At 42.7% G+C, this 19,658-nt stretch carries 20 protein-coding genes; 8 read left to right on the plus strand and 12 right to left on the minus strand.

Annotated elements, in window-relative coordinates; genetic code table 11:
- Positions 1-41 precede the first annotated feature (41 nt).
- The 12 genes from serS to rpmH all read right to left on the minus strand — a co-directional run bounded on the left by serS (position 42) and on the right by rpmH (position 11,314).
- Positions 42-1,334: a serine--tRNA ligase gene (serS, locus tag QZZ41_RS00845; RefSeq protein WP_295066820.1), complete on the minus strand. Its 1,293-nt coding sequence runs from the start codon at positions 1,332-1,334 to the stop codon at positions 42-44.
- A gap of 11 nt (positions 1,335-1,345) precedes the next feature.
- The gene (locus tag QZZ41_RS00850; protein WP_295066823.1) at positions 1,346-2,200 is read right to left on the minus strand and encodes a ParB/RepB/Spo0J family partition protein; all 855 of its coding nucleotides are present in this window, start codon (positions 2,198-2,200) and stop codon (positions 1,346-1,348) included.
- A gap of 45 nt (positions 2,201-2,245) precedes the next feature.
- Positions 2,246-3,070: a ParA family protein gene (locus QZZ41_RS00855; protein ID WP_295066825.1), complete on the minus strand. Its 825-nt coding sequence runs from the start codon at positions 3,068-3,070 to the stop codon at positions 2,246-2,248.
- A gap of 203 nt (positions 3,071-3,273) precedes the next feature.
- Complete coding sequence (locus QZZ41_RS00860) at positions 3,274-4,089, minus strand: ParB/RepB/Spo0J family partition protein (protein WP_295066827.1); 816 nt, start codon at positions 4,087-4,089, stop codon at positions 3,274-3,276.
- 115 nt (positions 4,090-4,204) lie between these two features.
- The gene (rsmG, locus tag QZZ41_RS00865) at positions 4,205-4,909 is read right to left on the minus strand and encodes a 16S rRNA (guanine(527)-N(7))-methyltransferase RsmG (RefSeq protein ID WP_295066829.1); all 705 of its coding nucleotides are present in this window, start codon (positions 4,907-4,909) and stop codon (positions 4,205-4,207) included.
- 1 nt (position 4,910) lies between these two features.
- Positions 4,911-6,788, minus strand: coding sequence for a tRNA uridine-5-carboxymethylaminomethyl(34) synthesis enzyme MnmG (gene mnmG, locus QZZ41_RS00870; protein ID WP_295066831.1), 1,878 nt, complete (start codon positions 6,786-6,788; stop codon positions 4,911-4,913).
- 34 nt (positions 6,789-6,822) lie between these two features.
- Complete coding sequence (mnmE, locus tag QZZ41_RS00875) at positions 6,823-8,184, minus strand: tRNA uridine-5-carboxymethylaminomethyl(34) synthesis GTPase MnmE (protein WP_295066833.1); 1,362 nt, start codon at positions 8,182-8,184, stop codon at positions 6,823-6,825.
- 53 nt (positions 8,185-8,237) lie between these two features.
- Positions 8,238-9,320 carry an RNA-binding cell elongation regulator Jag/EloR gene (gene jag, locus QZZ41_RS00880; protein WP_295066835.1) on the minus strand — a complete coding sequence of 361 codons (1,083 nt, stop codon included), beginning with the start codon at positions 9,318-9,320 and terminating at the stop codon, positions 8,238-8,240.
- Between the two features lie 19 nt (positions 9,321-9,339).
- Entirely contained in the window at positions 9,340-10,452 is a 1,113-nt protein-coding gene (locus tag QZZ41_RS00885; protein ID WP_295066837.1) for a YidC/Oxa1 family membrane protein insertase, read from the minus strand.
- 12 nt (positions 10,453-10,464) lie between these two features.
- Positions 10,465-10,746 (minus strand): membrane protein insertion efficiency factor YidD, encoded by a 282-nt coding sequence (gene yidD / locus QZZ41_RS00890; RefSeq protein ID WP_028517570.1) that lies wholly within the window; start codon positions 10,744-10,746, stop codon positions 10,465-10,467.
- Positions 10,743-11,111: a ribonuclease P protein component gene (gene rnpA / locus QZZ41_RS00895; RefSeq protein ID WP_074715207.1), complete on the minus strand. Its 369-nt coding sequence runs from the start codon at positions 11,109-11,111 to the stop codon at positions 10,743-10,745. Before rnpA ends, yidD begins: the two co-directional genes overlap by 4 nt.
- Before the next feature lie 68 nt (positions 11,112-11,179).
- Entirely contained in the window at positions 11,180-11,314 is a 135-nt protein-coding gene (gene rpmH / locus QZZ41_RS00900) for a 50S ribosomal protein L34 (RefSeq protein WP_028517572.1), read from the minus strand.
- A gap of 555 nt (positions 11,315-11,869) precedes the next feature.
- Here rpmH and dnaA point away from each other — a divergent pair.
- From dnaA to QZZ41_RS00940, 8 genes are all read left to right on the plus strand, one after another.
- The gene (gene dnaA, locus QZZ41_RS00905; protein ID WP_295066843.1) at positions 11,870-13,240 is read left to right on the plus strand and encodes a chromosomal replication initiator protein DnaA; all 1,371 of its coding nucleotides are present in this window, start codon (positions 11,870-11,872) and stop codon (positions 13,238-13,240) included.
- A gap of 490 nt (positions 13,241-13,730) precedes the next feature.
- Positions 13,731-14,837, plus strand: a complete 1,107-nt coding sequence (gene dnaN / locus QZZ41_RS00910; RefSeq protein WP_295066846.1) for a DNA polymerase III subunit beta — start codon at positions 13,731-13,733, stop codon at positions 14,835-14,837.
- A gap of 108 nt (positions 14,838-14,945) precedes the next feature.
- A complete protein-coding gene (gene yaaA, locus QZZ41_RS00915) occupies positions 14,946-15,158 on the plus strand; it encodes a S4 domain-containing protein YaaA (protein WP_074715216.1) in 213 nt (70 codons plus the stop codon).
- Entirely contained in the window at positions 15,155-16,303 is a 1,149-nt protein-coding gene (locus QZZ41_RS00920; protein ID WP_295066849.1) for a DNA replication/repair protein RecF, read from the plus strand. The genes yaaA and QZZ41_RS00920 overlap by 4 nt, the downstream gene beginning before the upstream one ends.
- Entirely contained in the window at positions 16,281-16,541 is a 261-nt protein-coding gene (gene remB, locus QZZ41_RS00925; RefSeq protein WP_295066851.1) for an extracellular matrix regulator RemB, read from the plus strand. Before QZZ41_RS00920 ends, remB begins: the two co-directional genes overlap by 23 nt.
- A 1-nt stretch (position 16,542) precedes the next feature.
- A complete protein-coding gene (locus QZZ41_RS00930) occupies positions 16,543-17,112 on the plus strand; it encodes a transposase (protein WP_295066853.1) in 570 nt (189 codons plus the stop codon).
- A gap of 3 nt (positions 17,113-17,115) precedes the next feature.
- The gene (gene gyrB, locus QZZ41_RS00935; protein WP_295066856.1) at positions 17,116-19,047 is read left to right on the plus strand and encodes a DNA topoisomerase (ATP-hydrolyzing) subunit B; all 1,932 of its coding nucleotides are present in this window, start codon (positions 17,116-17,118) and stop codon (positions 19,045-19,047) included.
- Positions 19,048-19,058: 11 nt separating this feature from the next.
- The gene (locus QZZ41_RS00940) at positions 19,059-19,631 is read left to right on the plus strand and encodes a YcxB family protein (RefSeq protein ID WP_295066858.1); all 573 of its coding nucleotides are present in this window, start codon (positions 19,059-19,061) and stop codon (positions 19,629-19,631) included.
- The last annotated feature ends 27 nt before the right edge of the window (positions 19,632-19,658 follow it).

Here is a 19,658-nt window from a genome sequence, read left to right on the forward strand (position 1 = left end):
AAAAAGCGGCACAGTCAAACTGTACCGCTTTAAGTCAATTCTTACTTCTTTTCAGGAACTTTGATAAGCTCCTTGCGCATATAAGGCTGGAGTGCCTTTGGAATACGGATAGAACCGTCCTCGTTGAGATTATTCTCGAGGAATGCGATGAGCATTCTCGGAGGTGCAACAACTGTATTGTTCAGTGTGTGTGCGAAGTACTTGCTTCCGTCAGCAGCCTTAACTCTGATGCCTAGACGTCTTGCCTGTGCGTCGCCGAGGTTAGAACAGCTTCCTACCTCGAAATACTTCTTCTGACGAGGTGACCATGCTTCAACGTCAATAGATTTAACTTTAAGGTCTGCAAGATCGCCTGAGCAGCATTCAAGTGTACGAACAGGTATATCGAGTGTGCGGAAGAACTCAACTGTATAGCTGTAGAGCTTGTGGAACCAGTCCATAGACTCCTCAGGCTTACATACAACGACCATTTCCTGCTTCTCGAACTGGTGGATACGGTAAACACCGCGCTCCTCAATACCGTGAGCACCTACCTCCTTACGGAAGCATGGTGAATAGCTTGTGAGAGTCTTTGGAAGCTCTTCTTCAGGAACGATAGTGTCAATAAACTTACCTATCATAGAATGCTCGGAAGTACCGATAAGGTAGAGGTCCTCGCCTTCTATCTTGTACATCATGCCTTCCATTTCAGCAAAGCTCATAACGCCTGTAACAACGTTGCTTCTTATCATGAATGGCGGAATGTAATATGTAAAGCCCTTGTCTATCATGAAATCTCTTGCGTAAGAGAGTATGCAGCTCTGGAGCTGTGCAATGTCGCCGCAAAGGTAATAGAAACCGTTACCGCTTGTCTTACGTGCGCTGTCGATATCGATACCATTTACCTTTTCCATGATATCAACGTGGTATGGTACTTCAAATGCAGGAACAGCAGGCTCGCCGAACTTCTCAACTTCAACGTTCTCTGTATCGTCCTTGCCTATCGGAACAGACTCGTCGATAATATTAGGGATAACAAGCATTATCTCACGGATATCAGCTTCAAGCTTAACTTCAAGCTGCTCCTTTTCTTCGAGCTCCTTGCCGAGAGCAGAAACCTCAGCCTTTACCTTTTCAGCTTCGTCCTTCTGACCGTTCTTCATGAGACCGCCGATCTCTTTACTCTTTACGTTTCTTGTGTTTCTGAGATTATCGCAAGCCAGCTTAGTCTCTCTGTACTGCTTGTCAAGCTCGATGACCTTGTCAACGAGTTCAAGCTTGTCGTCCTGAAACTTCTTCTTGATGTTTTCCTTTACAAGTTCTGGATTGGTTCTAATAAGTTTGATATCTATCATATTTATTCTCCTTAGTCCTCTTTGGCAAGCTTTTCAGCCAGTGCCGCAAGGTCATTTTTGTCATAAAATTCAAGTATAAGAGCACCCTTGTTCTTACCGTAGTCTACCTTGACCTTTCTGCCAAGACGCTCGTTAAGAGAAAGCTCCATTTCCTTAAAGTAATTATCAATCTTTTTATTTGACTTTCCGCCAACAGACTCTTCTGCATGTTCAGCGGACTTCTGTGCAGCCTTTTCCACCTGTCTTACAGTGAGACTTCCGTCAGCCGCTTTAAGAGCAGTTGCAATGAGCATTTCCTCATCTTCAAAGCCTAACAGTGCTCTTGCGTGACCAGCTGATATCTCGCCGTTTTTGACCATTTTGAGCACTCTTTCGGGAAGTTCCAAGAGTCTTACAGCATTTGCAACAGCAGAGCGTGAACGTCCCACCATTTTTGCTACCTTTTCCTGTGTCATTCCGAACTTTTCTATAAGCTCGTTATAGCCTGCGGCTTCTTCGATAGGATTAAGGTTTTCACGCTGTAGGTTCTCGATAATTGCTATCTGCATAGTCTCAAGGTCTGAGAGCTCACGGATATTTACGGGAACTTCATCAAGACCTGCCATTCTTGCTGCTCGCCATCTTCTTTCACCTGCGACTATCTGATAGCCGCCTGTACCAATGGGGCGAACGAGAATAGGCTGTAACATACCATGCTCACGGATAGAGTCTGCAAGAGCGGTTATTGCCTCATCGCTGAACTCCTTACGGGGCTGATCGCGGTTCGGCTCTATTTCTGAAGTGCGGAGAGTCTTTTTTACCTGTATATCATTGGTATTATCACTGAAAAGTGTATCAAGACCCGCGCCTAAACCACCTTTTGCCATAGTTCAAACCTCATTCGTCTTTATTGATTTACACCAGTAAATCAATTACGAACGTTTTCCTTTCTTATGTTTTTTGAAAGAGAAGATCTTCACTTTTTTCGGCAGTTCCAGAGGTTCGCCAAGAAGCTCATGGCAAACAAGCTCATATGCTTCTGCACCCTTTGACGACTTGTCATAGTACATAACAGGCTTTCCGTGGCTGGGAGCTTCCGAAATGCGGACATTTCTCGGTACCTTGGTCTGGAATACCTTATCAGGGAAGTATTTCTCCACCTCAGTTACAACGTCATTTGCAACATTAAGTCTGCCGTCAAACATTGTAAACAGGATACCATCGATCTCAAGTGCCGGATTATAATTATTTTTAACTATCTTTATCGTATTCACCAGCTGAGAAAGTCCCTCAAGAGCGTAGAACTCTGCAAGCATAGGCACGATGATACTGTCGCAGGCAACGATACCATTTATAGTAATAGTACCAAGTGCAGGAGGACAGTCTATGAAAATATAATCATAGTCGTCTTTGCAGGTAAGTATCTGCATTTTAAGTCTGTTGACTCTGTTATCATACTCTGCAAGCTCAATCTCGCAGCCTGCAAGAGCTTCTGTAGCAGGAACTATTGATACATTTTCAAACTCAGTAGCGATTACAGCTTCCTGAATACGTGTCTTGCCTGTTATAACGTCATATGTCGAAGCATTTACGGATTTTTTCTTTATTCCGAAGCCGGTCGTTGTATTACCCTGTGGATCAGAGTCGATACAAAGCACCTTGAAACCGCGAGAACCTAAGTATGCTGCGATATTTATAACAGTTGTTGACTTTCCTACGCCGCCTTTCTGATTGGCAACAGCTATGATCTTGCCCATATTATCTTCCTTTCAAAGTTACTTATATTATTATATCACTTTTCAAGTGCAATGTAAATATGAAACAATAATTTTTTTCAAAAATTGTTTCACATGAAACAATTTCAGTTGTTTTTATACTGTTTATCAGTCAAAATGTTTCACGTGAAACAAAAAAGCACATGAAACATCACTAAGAATGTTTCATGTGAAACAATTTCATATTATATTTTCTTCTGAACAGGAATTCTCACACGATATTCGATATAGTCATCATTCTGAATTTTACACGAGTCCGCTGATATTCCTGATGCCTGCATTGTCTCTACAGCCTTATTTATAGTATTTACGAACATTTTCACATTCTGAAAAACCGCAGAACGCTTCTTATAACTTACCTTACTGCGTTGGCTTCCTATAAATTCATCAATAAGATGCTCTGAGCGTTCAACGTTAAGATTATTCTTGATTATCTTTTCAAGTATAAAAAGCCTGTCATCAGGACTGCCAAGCCTTAGAAGTGAACGAGCATGACGCTCAGTAAGTCCATAGTGAATTATAAGTTCACGCTCCCTCTCGGTCAATCGAAGAATTCTGAGTTTATTTGCAATGGTACTCTGAGCACGTCCAAGTTTTACAGCAGCGTCCTCCTGAGTCATACCGTAGTATGTGATAAGCTTCTCAATTGCAGCTGCTTCGTCAAAGAAAGATAAATCCTGACGCTGGATATTCTCAACAAGTGAGAGAACAGCCGAATGTCTGTCGCTGACCTCATGAATAATACAGGGGACTACCTCAAAACTGCATATTCTTGCTGCTCTAAGCCTGCGTTCACCTGCAATAAGTTCGTATCTTCCATCTTTTTTTCGTACTGACAATGGCTGTAATATGCCGTTCTGCGCGATAGACTCAGCAAGTCCTGTAATATCGTCATTAAAATCCTTGCGCGGCTGATGAGGATTGGGGATGATCTCATCAATACTGACCTCAACAACCTTATTTATAAGCTTTTCCTTAGTGAAATTCAAAAATCCTGCCATAAAAATACCTCCTTAAGTGATAATTAAATTTTAGCACCTATGGGAAATATTTTCCAGACAAAAAAACCGCTGTTTTTCATTCAAACAGCGGTTTATATGACAAATTAAGACATTATTAAAGACTTTTTTTCTTTATCTGACTGCTATTGCGCGGATATTTTGGCGGAGTTTGCGATATTTTCTTCACAACAACTATCCTGCGGCTTTCATCGAAAAGCTCGTAATCAACGGATTTTTCAATTTTACCGCCGAGAACTTCAACCGCGTTTTTACCAAGTGAAATATCCTCACTCGGACCTTTCATCGCAAGAAAGCTTCCTCCGACTTTGACAAAAGGTATACAAAGCTCACTTAGAAGTGACATATTCGCTACAGCTCTTGCACAAGAGTAGTTAAATTTTTCTCTGTACTCAGGCTTCTTTGAAACATTTTCGGCTCTTTCATGGAGAAATTCAGCCTCTATTTCAAGCTTATCGCAAAGCTGTTTAAGAAAATCAATTCTCTTATTAAGGCTATCCAGAAGAGTAAGCTTGATGTCAGGTCTGAAAATCTTCAGCGGAACGGAAGGAAATCCAGCACCCGTTCCAACATCTATAAGTGAAGAATCTTGTTGAATATCAACGTATTTCGATAACAAAACAGAGTCGATGAAGTGCTTGCGAAGAACCTCATGTGGCTCAGTGATCGCAGTAAGATTTACATTTTCATTATATTTCACAAGAAAATTCGCATATATATCCAGTTTCTTATATTTTTCCTCATCTAATTCAATTCCAAATGAAGAAAACTCAGAGCAACATAATTCAAAATTCGGAAGCATTTCATTCTCCCTTCTCATGCATGAGCCATACAGCAAGCATTGAAATATCAGCAGGAGATACTCCTGAAATTCTTGAAGCCTGTCCAACTGAAAGCGGTTTGATCTTGTTAAGCTTCTCGATAGCTTCAAGGCGAAGTCCGTATATCTGGCTATAATCCAAGTCCTTTGGCAGTTTCTTGGACTCCATTTTTCGCATCTGCTCGATCTGTATGAGCTGCTTCTGAATATATCCCTCATACTTTATCTGCAACTCAACTTGCTCACAAACTTCCCACGGAAGCTCCGGACGTTCACTGTCAATAAAAGCAATATCGTTATAATTTATCTGTGGACGACGTATAAGATCAGCCATTTTGCAACCCGTAGTCATTGGAGAAGTTCCTTTTTCTTCAAGGAACTCGTTAAGATCATCGGAAGGGGAGACGTTAAGCTTTGAGATACGCTCTATCTCCTCAGCAGTAAGACGCTCTTTTTCCATGAGTTTATCGTATCTTTCGGAAGAAATAAGTCCGATTTTATGACCTATCGGTGTTAATCTCTGGTCAGCATTGTCCTGACGAAGAATTAGACGATACTCACTTCGAGAGGTCATCATTCTGTATGGGTCAGAGCATCCCTTAGTTACCAGATCATCGACGAGTGTACCGATATATGAACTTGCACGGTCAAGTATCATTGGTTCTTTTCCCTTTATTTTGAGAGCAGCATTTATGCCAGCCACAAGCCCCTGCGCACCTGCTTCCTCGTAGCCCGAGCTACCGTTGAACTGTCCTGCGCCGTAAAGTCCCTCCAAATTTTTGAATTCAAGGGTAGGGAGGAGCTGATTTGGATTGCAGCAGTCGTATTCTATTGCGTATGCAGGTCTCATTATCTCAACGTCCTCGAGTCCGTCTATTGTTCTTAGAAATGCAAGCTGCACGTCCTCTGGCAGTGACGACGACATTCCCTGCAAATAGTACTCATCTGTCGAAAGTCCCATGGGCTCTACAAAGAGCTGATGTCTTGGTTTATCTGAAAATCTCACTATCTTGTCCTCAATAGAAGGACAGTATCTCGGACCTACTCCTTCTATTCTTCCCGAGTATAAAGGTGATCTGTCAAGGTTAGCGAGTATTACTTCGTGAGTTTTACTGTTGGTATATGTAACATAACAGCTCACTTTATTCTCAAGCGGCTCTGCATCTGTTTCAAATGAGAACGGAACTATTCTTTCGTCGCCGTCCTGTCTTTCCATTATATCAAAATTAATACTTCTTTTGTTTACACGGCAGGGAGTTCCCGTCTTGAATCTTCTTAGCTCGACACCATTTTCTTCAAGACTTTTTGATAAATATTTGCTTGGAAGTGCCGCATCAGGACCACTTTCATATGAAACTTCACCTATATGAATCTTTCCTTTAAGGTATGTTCCTGTTGCAATTACAACAGCTTTGACTTTATATTCAGCACCGAGGGAAGTTCTCACACCTGAAATTTTTCCATCAGTGACAATAATTTCTGCAACTTCTGCCTGTTTTACAAACAGATTTTTCTGCTTTTCACATACATTTTTCATGTACTCGTGATACTTTACACGGTCCTCCTGAGCTCTCAGGCTGTGTACAGCAGGACCTTTTCCTCGGTTGAGCATACGGCTCTGAATAAAACATTTATCCGCAGCTTTGCCCATTTCTCCGCCTAAAGCGTCTATTTCACGCACAAGATGACCCTTTGCTGTCCCGCCGATAGACGGATTGCAGGGCATATTTGCAATCTGATCCAGCGATATTGTAAACATGACAGTCTTACAGCCAAGTCGCGCTGAAGCAAGAGCTGCCTCAACACCTGCGTGACCTGCGCCGACGATTGCCACATCAAATTCACCCATTTCGTAATTCAAAAATATCCCTCCTTTTTGTTTCACATGAAACATTTCACTTTCCGACACAGAAGCGTGAGAATACCTCGTCCACAACTGCGTCTGTAACTTTTTCACCTGTAAGCATGAGCAGCGACTGCTCAGCCTCATCTATAAGAATATTTACAGCATCCAGCATTTCTCCAATTTCAAGTGATGAAATAGCACTTTCAATACTTTCGAGAGCCTTGTCGATACAGTATTTCTGACGCTCATTTGCTACAGTTACCGTATCAAAATCAGCTTCATTGAGCTTAAAAATCTCTTCAATATGCCTGTGGAGTTCCTCGACTCCCGTGTTTTCTTTCGCCGAAATATATACGATATGTTTAATCTGCTTTTCAAGCTCGGCAATATCAAGGAGCTGTCCAACGTCACTTTTGTTCACTACAGCAACGGTTTTATCTTTATTAATTTTATTAATTAAATATTGATCATCCGCGGTGAGAGGACAACTTCCGTCAAAGACAGCAATTATCAGTTCCGAAGAAGCAATCATTTTTTCTGCCATATCCACACCGATACCCTCGATGATATCATCTGTTTCATGGATACCCGCAGTGTCAGAAAGCCTGAGAGTGATGTCGCCGATGCGGACAGACTCCTCAATAATATCGCGTGTAGTACCTGCTATCTCAGTAACGATACTTCTCTCGCAGCCGCTGAGGCAGTTGAAAAGGGTAGACTTGCCCACGTTCGGTCTGCCGATAATAGCTGTGGAAACACCCTCCCTGAGAATACGACCACTGTCGTAATTCTGCACAAGAGACTTCAAATCATTTCGGACTTCCGAAAGCTCCTCAGTGAGAGTCTCAGAACGTACCTCGGGGATATCCTCCTCGGGATAATCAGCCCACGCTGCAAGATCACCGAGAATTTTCATAAGCTTTTTCGAGCACTTCTCAGCCTTTTTAAAAGCTGCTCCCTCACGGAGATTTTCAGCCATTTTAAGTTCACGCTCGCCCTTTGCGGAAATAATATCCATTACCGCTTCCGCCTGTGTAAGATCAAGCTTTCCGTTGAGATAAGCCCTCTTTGTAAATTCTCCTGCTTCCGCATTCACTGCACCGTTCCCGAGAGCCGCACGAAGTACCTTTCTCGTGACGTACAAGCCGCCGTGACATGATATCTCAACAACGTCCTCGCCTGTATAGCTGTGAGGTGCGCGGAACACTGTGAGAATACAGTCATCCAGCCTTTCATCGCCGTCGTGAGCTATACCGTATGCACAGGTGTAGCCTGCCATATCCGAGACATTTTTACCGCCGTAAGGGGAGAATATCTTTTCCGCAACTCCTATAGCATCGTCGCCCGAGATACGAATAACGGAAATACCGCCTATTGCATTCGGGGTTGAAATAGCTGCTATGGTCGACATTTAATCACTCCTAAAAAAACAACGGCATTACGCCGTTGTTTAAGATATTTTCATCAAAGCTCGATCTTTCCGTAAAGACCGCCCTGGATCTCGTCCTCAGGCTTTGGTCTCTTGTAATCCTTCTCGAAGCTTGTTGAGAGGTCAACGCTTCTGCGCTCCATGCTTACCTCTCTGTCGCGGTTATTTCTTCTCTCGCCGCCTCTTCTGTCATTTCTTCTGCCGCCGTCGCGTCTGTTGTTATCGCGTCTGCCGCCGCCTCTTCTTGGGTTGTTTGAGGAAATGATTATCTTTCTGTAAGGCTCTTCACCAACTGAACGTGAAGAAACGCCTTCGATATTTGAGATAGCTGAGTGGATAACTCTTCTTTCGTAAGGATTCATTGGCTCGAGCGGCTGTGAGCGGCCTGTTCTGAGAACTGACTTTGCAACCTTAGCAGCCAGCTGTTCAAGAGTTTCCTTTCTCTTGCTTCTGTAGCCGAGACAGTCAATCGTAATTCTGTAGTAGTCCTTGTCGCCCTTATTAGCGATGATAGAGCAAAGGTACTGGATAGCGTCGAGAGTCTCGCCGCGTCTGCCGATTATAGTACCGTTATTGCTGCTCTCGATATTGAGTACAGCACCTGTTTCGTTCTGATAGATCTTGTATTCAGCCTCGATATCCATAGCACGTAAAATGCTTGTGATATAGTCTCTTGCAAGCTTTACCTTTGGATTTACGAGAGCCTCGTCCTCAATAAGTGTGAAGTTATCGAGTGAATAAGCTTCTTCTGATTCTTCTGGAACTTCAACAGCAGCCTCTGCTGTCTTTTCTTCTGTCTTTGCAGCTGTTGTTTCTGTAGTAACAACAGGCTTTGTTTCTGAAACAGTCTTTACAACAGGCTCTGCCTTTGGTGCAGGAGCAGTTGTAACAGGAGCCTTTGAAGCTTCAACAGGAGCAGCAGCCTTTGGAGCAGTTGCCTGTGCTGCACCTTCTATAACAGTAGCCTTTACTTTAGCCTCTTTTGAACCGAGTCCGAAAAGACCCTTCTTGCCTTCGTCGATGATCTCAAACTTGATCTCGCTGATTTTCTTTCCGAATTTTTTTGCTGCGAGTTCTTTAGCCTCGTCAACAGATCTTGCTGTGAATATTTCAGTCATACATTACCTCCCTGAGGAATTACTCCTCATCATCGTTATCGTCATAAGAATCACCGTATTTTTCAGCCATACGTCTTCTTGCTTCCTTGAGCTTGTCTCTGTTCTGCTTATTCTGCTCTGAACGTGAAATGCCGTTGTTTTTTCCTGAACCTGAACCGTTCTGCTGTTCAAGTGCAGCCTGCTGCTCAAGCATCTTCTGCATGAAAGTTTTCTTATTCGGATGTTTTTCTGCGTAAATTCTTGCTTTTTCTTTTTCCTTCTCATTTATTACCTTAATGCGCTCGGGAGTAAAGTAGCAGTTAAGTGCAAAGGTTATGACGAATGAGAAGACAGATGACCATATCCAGTAGAAGCCGACACCTGCGGGTACCTGGAATGCGAACCAGATGGAAAGGAGAGGGAAAAAGATCATCATGAATGTCATACAGCCGCCGCCGGGCTGTGAAACAGGATTGACCTTTTTCTGATGTATCTGGCTGTATACAGATACGAGGAGCTGTGAAAGACCTGCAAGGAATGGTATAGAACAAAGAACTATAGCTTCCTTGGTCCAGCTGTCAGGGTGAAGTGTAGGTGTTTTTCCAAGATTTGCACCAAAGATAGTAAATTTCTCAGTAAACTCGGACACCTTTGTTAGGAATTTCTCGCTGAGAGAAACATACTTATCGCTGTTATCTCTCAGGTGCTCCATAGTAATAAGCTCGCATCTGAGATTTGATTTATCAGTACCTGCGATAGCACAGGCTTCATTGATAACATTCTTGGATATATCGAGGATATGGGTTATAGGCTTATAAATAACGTCGATAACGCCGAAGAGAAGGAACATCTGTATAAACATAGGCAGACATGAACCCATAGGGTTTACGCCCTCCTGCTGGTACAGCTTCTGCTGTTCCTCCTGTAATTTTTGTGGGTTATTGGCGTAGCTTTTCTTTAGTTTTTCCAGCTTCGGCTGAAGAAGCTGCATTCTTGCCGAACCCTTCTGTGTCTTGTAATTGACAGGGAACAGCAGTACTTTTGTAATTACCGTAAACAAGATGATAGCTACGGCATAGTTATTGCATAACGAGTAAATAAGTCTCATCAGATAGCCAAAAGGCACACCGATAATATCATAAAGTGCGTTCAATATTCATCCCTCTTAGATCTTTTTATCATTTTCATCGTAATCAGGATCAATGTAATCATACTTTTTGACCCTGAACGTGAATTTTTCGGGGACATAGTCTATACCGCCCATTGACCACGGGTTGCAGCGGAGTATCCTCCACACGGCAAGAGCTGAGCCCCTTATTGCGCCGAAACGCTCAACTGCTTTCAAGGCGTAAGTGCTGCAGGTAGGGTAATACTTGCATTTAGGGGGAAAAAGCGGGGATATAAATTTCCTGTAGAATTTTATAAGACCCAGAACCAGATATTTCATACACGCTTATTCTTGTTATCGAAGCTTTTGAACATCTTTTTGATGTCATTTACTCCGTACTTGTCCATATAGCCGCAGTATTCCTGTGATTTTATGCTGCATATAGCAGCTCTTGCAACTATGACTATATCCATGCCTACAGGCAGCTCTACCTCAGCATTGCGGTAGGCAAGACGGATAAGTCTTTTTGCTCTGTTTCGGCAGACGGCATTGCCGACCTTTTTGCCTGCTGTAATTCCGAGGCGGTTAAAAGGCCTGCCATTTGGTCTGACATAGATGACCGAATATTTTGAAGCGGCGTACCTGCCCTTTTTATAAAGAGTCAGGAAGTCCTTGTTATCGTTCAGTATTTCCGTATAAAGCATAATTGCACCTTGCACATAGCCGTCCTAACAAAAAAGACCACAAAATAAAGATTTTGTGGTCAGCCTCGTCAGTGAGTTAATCTTGCTCTGCCCTTAGATCTTCTACGAGCTAAAACCTTTCTGCCGTTCTTAGTAGACATTCTCTTCATGAAGCCGTGCTCCTTCTTTCTGTGGAGCTTCTTAGGCTGATATGTTCTCTTCATATTCAGTGTCCTCCTCTCTTCCGATTGTAAACAAGAGCCAAAAACAGCTCTGAATAACTTTATTTTTGGGCGCAGGGACACTTTCCCCTGCATTACACTAAATCATTATATATTAAAAAGCTTGTCATGTCAAGCAAATCATGAAATTTTTTTATACGCATCAGCATTTTCTGTTTTTTTAACAATATCTCTTAAACTAAAAGCCTTTAATTTTCAATACTTTGTCCAATTTCACATCATAAGCCCATATGACGGGATTATGTTGAATTTTTTGAAAATAATGGGTAAAAAACTTATTCACTGACCTCTTTCAACATTTTCACACGCGAAAAACAGAGTTTTTACAGGTGTTTTTGTGTTGAATTAAAGGTATTTCAACACAGTTTTCAACAATGTGTCAATTTGTGTGTGGAAAGACGAGTCATTTTCTAACTGTTTAACATGAATTTTACTTGCATTTCAACATTGTTTATGGTATAATGGTCTTATATATTAATATAGGAGAGTATCGTTATTTTTTCTCCCAATCAAACTTACATATATTCGGAGGTTTTTATGAATTCATTTGACGAGGTTTTTGAGAAAGTAAAGAGCTACTGCCTTGAAAACGGTAAAATACCAGATATCGGTATGAAAACTTGGATAGATCCGCTTGTTCCCGTAAAGATCGAGGGAACTGATGCTATTTTCAGCGTACAGACAGACTTCCAGAAGAATATTGTAATGCAAACATACGTATCTGTTCTGACGGAAGCTTTTCTCAACGTTGCAGGACTTCCCGTAAATATAGTCATCAATGTTGAATCAGACGAGCCCGAGACTATAAAAGTCCCTACAGATGCAGAGCTTGAACAGAAACACGCAGAGCTTGAACAGTCATACAAATTTGCAAACTATGACTATACTTTCGATACATTCATTGAAGGACGTTCAAACGAATTTGCACTTGCCTGCAGTAAATCAGTAGCCAAGAACTGCGGTTCAAAGGCTGTTCCGGACTATAATCCGCTGTTTATCTACGGTCCTTCGGGAATGGGAAAAACTCACCTTATCACAGCTATCGCAAATGAGGTAAGAAAAAATCATCCTGATTTCAATATCGTTTATGTTACAAGTGAGACCTTCGGAAGCGACCTTGTAAGCGCACTCAACAAGAGCTCTATATCCGATTTCCACGACAAGTACAGAAATGCGGATATACTCCTCATCGACGATATCCAGTTCTTCTCGGGAAGAGAGCGTATGCAGGAAGAATTCTTCCATACATTCTACAAGCTGCATCAGGAAGGCAAGCAGATCGTTATCACATCTGATAAGCCTCCAAAGGAGCTGCTCACACTTGAAGAGCGTCTCCGCACACGTTTCGAGGGCGGTCTTATCGCTGATATCTCAGCTCCTGACTATGAGACAAGACTTGCTATCATCAACAGAAAGTCAGAGCTTTTAGAGCTCAAAATGCCAAGCGAAGTTGCTGAATTCATGGCTAACCGCCTTAAATCAAACATCAGACAGCTTGAAGGTGCAGTTGTACGTCTCAAGGCTCTCAACCACTTCGCAGGAAGCCCCATCACTATATCTATGGCTCAGAGCGTTATCCGCGACGTGCTCACAGATGAACAGCCTATACCGATAACTGTTGAAAAGATCATTTCTGAGGTATCCACAGTTTACGGCGTATCTCCCGATGATCTCCGTTCAAGCAAGCGTTCCGCACAGATCTCCACAGCACGTAAGGTAGCTATATACGTAGTCCGCGAGATCACACAGATGCCTCTTGCATCTATCGGTACCGAATTCGGCGGAAGAGACCATTCTACTATAGTTTACTCTGTTACAAGCGTTACAGAGTCTATGGAAAAAGACTCAAATCTCAAGAACCTTGTAAACGATATCATCAAAAATATCAAAGACAAGAGCAAGGTCTGATAAACATAAAGTGAACGTTTAAAGTGTTGAATGGAGTTTATTCCACACAGTTTTCAACACTGTGTTTAAAACTATCTTTAAAACTTTCAGTGCTGATTTTCCCCGACATAAAAATGCATTTCAGTCTATTCATATTTTTACTGTCGGATATCATTTCAACACAGGAAACATTCAACACTTAACATCACTGTGAAATTCTCTGACAAAAAATATTACCAATTTCGTCTTTCCACTTTTTTCTCAACTTTTTTTCCTTTTCAACTCCACAATATTCGACTGATTAAACATAAAAAATTACTCCCCGAAAAGTTTTCCTCAATTTCAAGAATTTCACAACACCCCTGTGTGGACGAGCTTTGCGGCGTATATCTTCAAATTCTGCCGATCCTAACTTTTCCACCGACACAATAACAACAACAATAATATTATACTTATCTTATCTTAGCTTATCTTATCCTTCGGCTAAGAATTTCCACGGAGGAAAAATATAATGAAGTTCATTTGCAATAAAACAGAGATCAGTGAAGCTATCAGCAATGTATCAAGAGCAGTTTCACAGAAATCAACTATTCCGGCACTTGAGGGAATAAAAGTAAGAATATCGGCAGGAAGCGTTGAGCTTACTGCCTATAATCTTGAAATGGGTATCCGCACTTCTATAAACGCAGAAACTGAAGGCGAAGGCGAATTTGTAGTAAGTGCAAGACTTTTCAGCGAATTTACAAGACGTATGTCAGGTGACGAGATAAAATTCGATATTGATGAAAACCTCGTTATCACTATTTCATGCAGTGCTACAGAGTGCAGCTTCCCTGCAATGTCAGCTAACGAATATCCAGAGCTTCCGAAGGTAGACTCTGCAAGAAGCTTCTCTGTAAAGCAGAGCATACTCAAATCAATGATAAATATGACAAGCTATGCTGCTTCACTCAATGAAAGCAAACCTGTTCTCACAGGCGAACTCTTTGATATTGAGGAGGGCAGCTTCAATATGGTAGCAATAGACGGCTTCAGACTGGCTATCAGAAACGAGCTTACCGATTGCACAGAGAAATATCATTTCGTAGTACCGAAAAAGGCTCTCCTTGAAGTTTCCACACTTATCAGAGACGATGACGACGAGAAGATGTGTACTATTTGCACCAACGACCGCCACATCATTTTTGAGATCGGCAATGTTTTCGTAATATCACGACTCCTCGAAGGAGTTTTCCATAACTATAAGCTCAGCATACCAAGCGGCTGCAAGACAGAAGTTATTGTAAGCAAGAGAGATTTCACCACCTGTCTTGAAAGATGTTCTCTCCTTATCGATGATAAGAACAAGTCACCTATACGCTGCGAAGTCGGAAACGGCGTGATAAAGATAAACTGCAAAACAGGAATAGGTAAGATAAATGACGCTATATCCGCCGATATTTCGGGAGAAACTGTTACTATCGGCTTCAATAACAAGCTTATCCTCGAAGCTCTCAAAGCCGCAGAGGGAGATAAGGTACGCTTACGCTTCAACGGCGCAATGAAGGTAATAGAGATACTTCCGCTGGAGGGCGAAAGCTTCATATTCCTTGTAATGCCTATACAGCTCAAGAGCTGATATCAATTAAGCCTTTAGCCTTTAGCCATGAGCCATTAGCCGAAGGCGACACATTTGCTAACAGCTAACGCCTAAAGGCTAAAGGCTGTAACATAAGAGGTGAAGAAAATGCCTGAAAACAGAATAAAAATAACTACCGAGTTCATAAAGCTTGACGCTCTTCTGAAATTTGCTTCACTTGTGGGTTCGGGCGGAGAAGCAAAGCAGCTCATACAGGACGGCGAAGTCCTTGTGAACGGCGAAGTATGCACCATGCGCGGCAAGAAGATACGTCCGGGCGATAAAGTCGAGCTTGACGGTCAAGAGGTAATCGTAGAGTGATAGTCACATATGCTGACATCGACGGTTTCAAAAATCTGAAAGGTATCTCCTTTGCACCGGATCCAAAGTATAATATCATCGTAGGATCAAATGCACAGGGAAAGACAAATCTTCTTGAAGCGATGTGGATACTTTCGGGCTGTAAGAGCTTTCGCGGCTCAAAGGAAAAGGACTATATCTGCCTCGGCGGAGAGCGTATGCAGTCAAGGATAAAAATTCTCGACAGTGTCCGCGAACAGAAAATTTCCTTTGAGATGACCAGAAGCACGGCAAATCCCAAGAATATCACACTAAACGGCGTAAAACAGAAGGGTACGAGAGCACTTTTCGATGTTTTCAAGTGTATCGCTTTCATTCCCGATGATACTGATATTGTAAAGGGTTCACCTGAAAAAAGGCGTAATTTCGTGGATATGGCTGCTTCACAGTTGAATCCCGTGTTTGTCATGCACATAAACAAGAACAATGCCATAATGAATCAGCGAAATGCTCTTCTAAAAGGCATAATGCAGGGAAATACTGACCGAAGTATCCTCGAGATATGGGACAGACAGGCTTCTCGTGAGGGAGCTGTCATATCCTATATGCGAAGCGAGTATATAAAGAAGATCAATGAGATATGCGGCAGACTTTACCGCACTATTTCGGGCGGCAGCGAGGAGCTTGAACTGGAATACAAGTCAAACGTTTTCAGACCCGAGGACTTTGAAAAGCCCTGCGGCGAGGAAGCATACGAGCAGTATTACAGAAAGCTTGCCGAAACAGCAGATTACGACATCAGAACGGGAAGCACTCATGCAGGTGTTAACCGCGATGAGATAATAATAAAAATAAACGGTGTGAGCGCAAAGGATTACGGCTCACAGGGACAGATAAAGAGTGCGGCTCTTGTTATGAAGCTTGCACAGGCAGAGATATTCATGCAGAAGTCAAAGGACGCACCTGTTATATTCCTTGACGATGTTATGGGCGAGCTTGATGAAAGCCGTCAGAGGTTCGTTTTTGAGATAATCAAGGATATGCAGGTATTTATCACGACTCCGAATGAAAGTGCTCTTCTTCCCGAAATAAAGGGAAAAGTATTGCATATAAGCGGCGGAAGTGCTGTTATGGAGGAAGAAAATGTATCTGCACATAGGGAATAACTACTCTGTTGATGTAAGAGATATAGTGGGAGTTTTCGACATTGAGAATACAACTGTTGAAAAGTGTACCAAGAAGCTGCTTGAACGGGCAGAAAAGGAAAAGCACTGTATCTATACCACCTACGAAATGCCGAAAAGCTTTATAGTTACGGTAAAAAACGGCGTGGAAAAGGTCTATATATCGCAGCTCTCCGCAGCAACTCTGAGGAAACGCCTCAAAGATGGCGGCGGCTTCTGAAATGGACAGACCTGACAGAAAATTGAACAGACTTGAAAATTATGATTATTCACGTAACGGTCTGTATTTCATAACCATATGCACCAAAGACAGGGTACCGTATTTGTCGAAGGTTACCTCTGTAGGGAACGCCGTGGGCGATATTCCGACGATATTGAAAAATGTGGGTGTAGGGGACGGCGTCCTCGACGTCCCTGAATTTAAATTAACGGAATATGGCAGAATTCTGAATGACCAGATAATCGAGATAAATTCAGTTTATAAGAAATTAAAGATCATAAAATATGTGATAATGCCTGATCATCTGCACATGATAATTTATTTGTTTGATGATGACAATGTTTTTGGCGGGACGTCGAGGACGCCGTCCCCTACAAACGCGGTCATTCCGTCATTGATATCAACATTGAAAAGGTTTGTAAATAAAAAGATAGGTTTCAATATCTGGCAGCGTTCATATCACGACCACATTATCCGCAATGAAAAGGAATTCCTTGAAATTTGCGATTACATTGACAATAACCCCACAAACTGGGTAAATGACATATACAACCAAAATTATTGGAGGTAAATCATGAGTCAGCAGAACAACAACTACGATGAAAACGACATACAAGTCCTTGAAGGACTTGAAGCGGTCCGCAAAAGACCGGGTATGTACATCGGCTCGACAGGTCCCGGGGGACTCCACCACCTCGTTTACGAGATAGTGGACAACTCCATCGACGAAGCTCTTGCAGGCTACTGTACAGAGATATCTGTCGAGATACTTGAAGGAGATATTATCCGCGTTTCCGATAACGGACGTGGTATACCTGTAGGTATCCACCCGAAGGAGGGCATCTCCGCAGCAACCGTTGTTTATACCATTCTCCACGCAGGCGGTAAGTTCGGCGGCGGCGGATATAAGGTATCAGGCGGTCTCCACGGTGTCGGAGCTTCCGTAGTTAACGCTCTTTCATCATGGCTGGAGCTTACCGTAAAGGACGGCGAGCACGTTTACTTCCAGCGTTTCGAGCGCGGTCACTATGACGAACAGCTTAAAATTATCGGTGATACCACAGAAACAGGTACTTCCGTAATGTTCAAGGCTGATGACGAGATATTCGAGACTACCGTCTACAGCTATGAGGTACTTCTCAGAAGACTTCGTGAACAGGCTTTCCTTAACGCAGGCATAAAGATAATCTTCTCGGATAAGCGTGACAAGGAGAATATCCTCGGTGAGACTCTCCACTATGAGGGTGGTATCCGTCAGTTCGTAGAGCATATCCATAAGACCCGCGAGCTTGAAGCTATCAGCGGTGATGTTATTTACATTTCGGGCACTCAGGGCGACTCATTCGCCGAGATAGCTCTCCAGTACAACGACAGCTACAACGAAGTTATACTTTCATTTGCAAACAATATCCATACCAAGGACGGCGGTTCTCACGAAACAGGCTTCAAGAACGCACTTACCAAGGTAATAAACGATTACGGAATGAAAATGGGCAAGATAAAAGACCCTAAGGACAAGCTGAAAGGCGAAGATGTCCGCGAAGGTCTTACAGCCATAATCTCTGTAAAGCTTACCGAGTGCGAATTTGAAGGACAGACAAAGGGACGTCTCGGAAATCCCGAAGTACGTCCGTTCATCGAGAAAATGGTGCAGGAAAAGCTCATGAATTTCCTTGAGGAAAATCCCGAGACTGCAAACCTTATCTTCGAGAAGAGCCTGTCCGCACTTAAAGCCCGTGAGGCTGCAAAGCGAGCAAGAGAAGCAGAGCGTAAGAAGAACGCTTTCGGAAACGCTTCAATGCCAGAAAAGCTTGCGGACTGCTCCGAGAGAGATGCTCGCTACACCGAGATATACATCGTCGAGGGAGATTCTGCGGGCGGTTCTGCAAAGCAGGGACGTGACAGACGCTTCCAGGCTATCCTTGCACTCTGGGGCAAGATGCTCAACGTTGAAAAGGCTCGTATCGACAAGATATACGGCAACGACAAGCTTGAGCCTGTTGTTACTGCACTGGGTACAGGCATAGGCGAGGATTTCGATATAGAAAAGCTCCGTTACGGCAAAGTTATCATCATGGCCGATGCCGATGTTGACGGTATGCACATCAGAACACTTCTGCTCACATTCTTCTTCCGTTATATGAGACCTCTCATTACCAACGGAAACGTTTATATAGCACAGCCTCCTCTTTTCAGAGTTGAACGCAAGAAAAAGGTATACTATGCATTCTCCGATGAGGAGCGCGACAAGTATATCTCAGAACTTTCCGAGGACGGAAAGTACAAGGACGTAGAAGTTCAGCGTTACAAAGGTCTTGGTGAAATGGACCCCGAACAGCTCTGGGAAACTACTATGGATCCCGAGCACCGTACTATCGTTAAGATAGGCATGGAGGACGCTTTAAAGGCTGACGAGACATTCAGCATACTCATGGGCGACAAGGTAGAACCAAGACGTAATTTCATTGAAAAGAACGCTAAATTCGCACAGGATCTTGATATATGATCGGAGCATCTATGGAAGAAAATTACAAACTTGAAAAAGAATACAAATTATCCGTGGATACTTTCCGCGAAGCCTACCGTGCTTTCCAGAAAAAGTTCATATATCCCAAAAGCAGGGCATATATGGCAATTTTCGCAGCATTGGCACTGGGCATACTGATTTTCGGCGTAATTGTAATGAGTGATGCTTCAAAGAAGCAGAAATATGTAACCTACATCGCTTTTATGATGGCAGCAGCATTTGCTTTCAAGGAGTGGTATACTCCCGAAAAAATGCGCCGCAATCTTACCGAATCCGTAAGAGCACTGGGCGAGCCTGTATATAAGATAGGCATAGGCGATAAATTTGTTGATATATCAACAGTTGCCGAGGACCTCAGCGATATTTCGGAGGAAGACAGGGAAAGCGTTCAGAATGAAGATCCTCTGCCGGAAAAGACAAGACTTAAAGTCGATGAAGGCTTTCAGCTCATGGAGTATGACAAGTTTTTCCTGATTCTTTCAGGAAAAGAGTCATTCTACATACTTCCTAAGGAAGGCTTTTCCGAGTCTGAACTGAAGATCGTAAGAGATATAAAGAATTGAAAGACCATAAATTAAAATACATTCTCT

This window comes from Ruminococcus sp., from assembly GCF_016283395.1.

What these genes read in the sequence shown, in the direction of transcription:
- serS (WP_295066820.1), bottom strand. Translation starts at nt 1,334, where the DNA reads ATGATAGATATCAAACTTATTAGAACCAATCCAGAACTTGTAAAGGAA.
- QZZ41_RS00850 (WP_295066823.1), bottom strand. Translation starts at nt 2,200, where the DNA reads ATGGCAAAAGGTGGTTTAGGCGCGGGTCTTGATACACTTTTCAGTGAT.
- QZZ41_RS00855 (WP_295066825.1), bottom strand. Translation starts at nt 3,070, where the DNA reads ATGGGCAAGATCATAGCTGTTGCCAATCAGAAAGGCGGCGTAGGAAAG.
- QZZ41_RS00860 (WP_295066827.1), bottom strand. Translation starts at nt 4,089, where the DNA reads ATGGCAGGATTTTTGAATTTCACTAAGGAAAAGCTTATAAATAAGGTT.
- rsmG (WP_295066829.1), bottom strand. Translation starts at nt 4,909, where the DNA reads ATGCTTCCGAATTTTGAATTATGTTGCTCTGAGTTTTCTTCATTTGGA.
- mnmE (WP_295066833.1), bottom strand. Translation starts at nt 8,184, where the DNA reads ATGTCGACCATAGCAGCTATTTCAACCCCGAATGCAATAGGCGGTATT.
- jag (WP_295066835.1), bottom strand. Translation starts at nt 9,320, where the DNA reads ATGACTGAAATATTCACAGCAAGATCTGTTGACGAGGCTAAAGAACTC.
- yidD (WP_028517570.1), bottom strand. Translation starts at nt 10,746, where the DNA reads ATGAAATATCTGGTTCTGGGTCTTATAAAATTCTACAGGAAATTTATA.
- rnpA (WP_074715207.1), bottom strand. Translation starts at nt 11,111, where the DNA reads ATGCTTTATACGGAAATACTGAACGATAACAAGGACTTCCTGACTCTT.
- rpmH (WP_028517572.1), bottom strand. Translation starts at nt 11,314, where the DNA reads ATGAAGAGAACATATCAGCCTAAGAAGCTCCACAGAAAGAAGGAGCAC.
- dnaA (WP_295066843.1), top strand. Translation starts at nt 11,870, where the DNA reads ATGAATTCATTTGACGAGGTTTTTGAGAAAGTAAAGAGCTACTGCCTT.
- dnaN (WP_295066846.1), top strand. Translation starts at nt 13,731, where the DNA reads ATGAAGTTCATTTGCAATAAAACAGAGATCAGTGAAGCTATCAGCAAT.
- yaaA (WP_074715216.1), top strand. Translation starts at nt 14,946, where the DNA reads ATGCCTGAAAACAGAATAAAAATAACTACCGAGTTCATAAAGCTTGAC.
- remB (WP_295066851.1), top strand. Translation starts at nt 16,281, where the DNA reads ATGTATCTGCACATAGGGAATAACTACTCTGTTGATGTAAGAGATATA.
- QZZ41_RS00930 (WP_295066853.1), top strand. Translation starts at nt 16,543, where the DNA reads ATGGACAGACCTGACAGAAAATTGAACAGACTTGAAAATTATGATTAT.
- gyrB (WP_295066856.1), top strand. Translation starts at nt 17,116, where the DNA reads ATGAGTCAGCAGAACAACAACTACGATGAAAACGACATACAAGTCCTT.
- QZZ41_RS00940 (WP_295066858.1), top strand. Translation starts at nt 19,059, where the DNA reads ATGGAAGAAAATTACAAACTTGAAAAAGAATACAAATTATCCGTGGAT.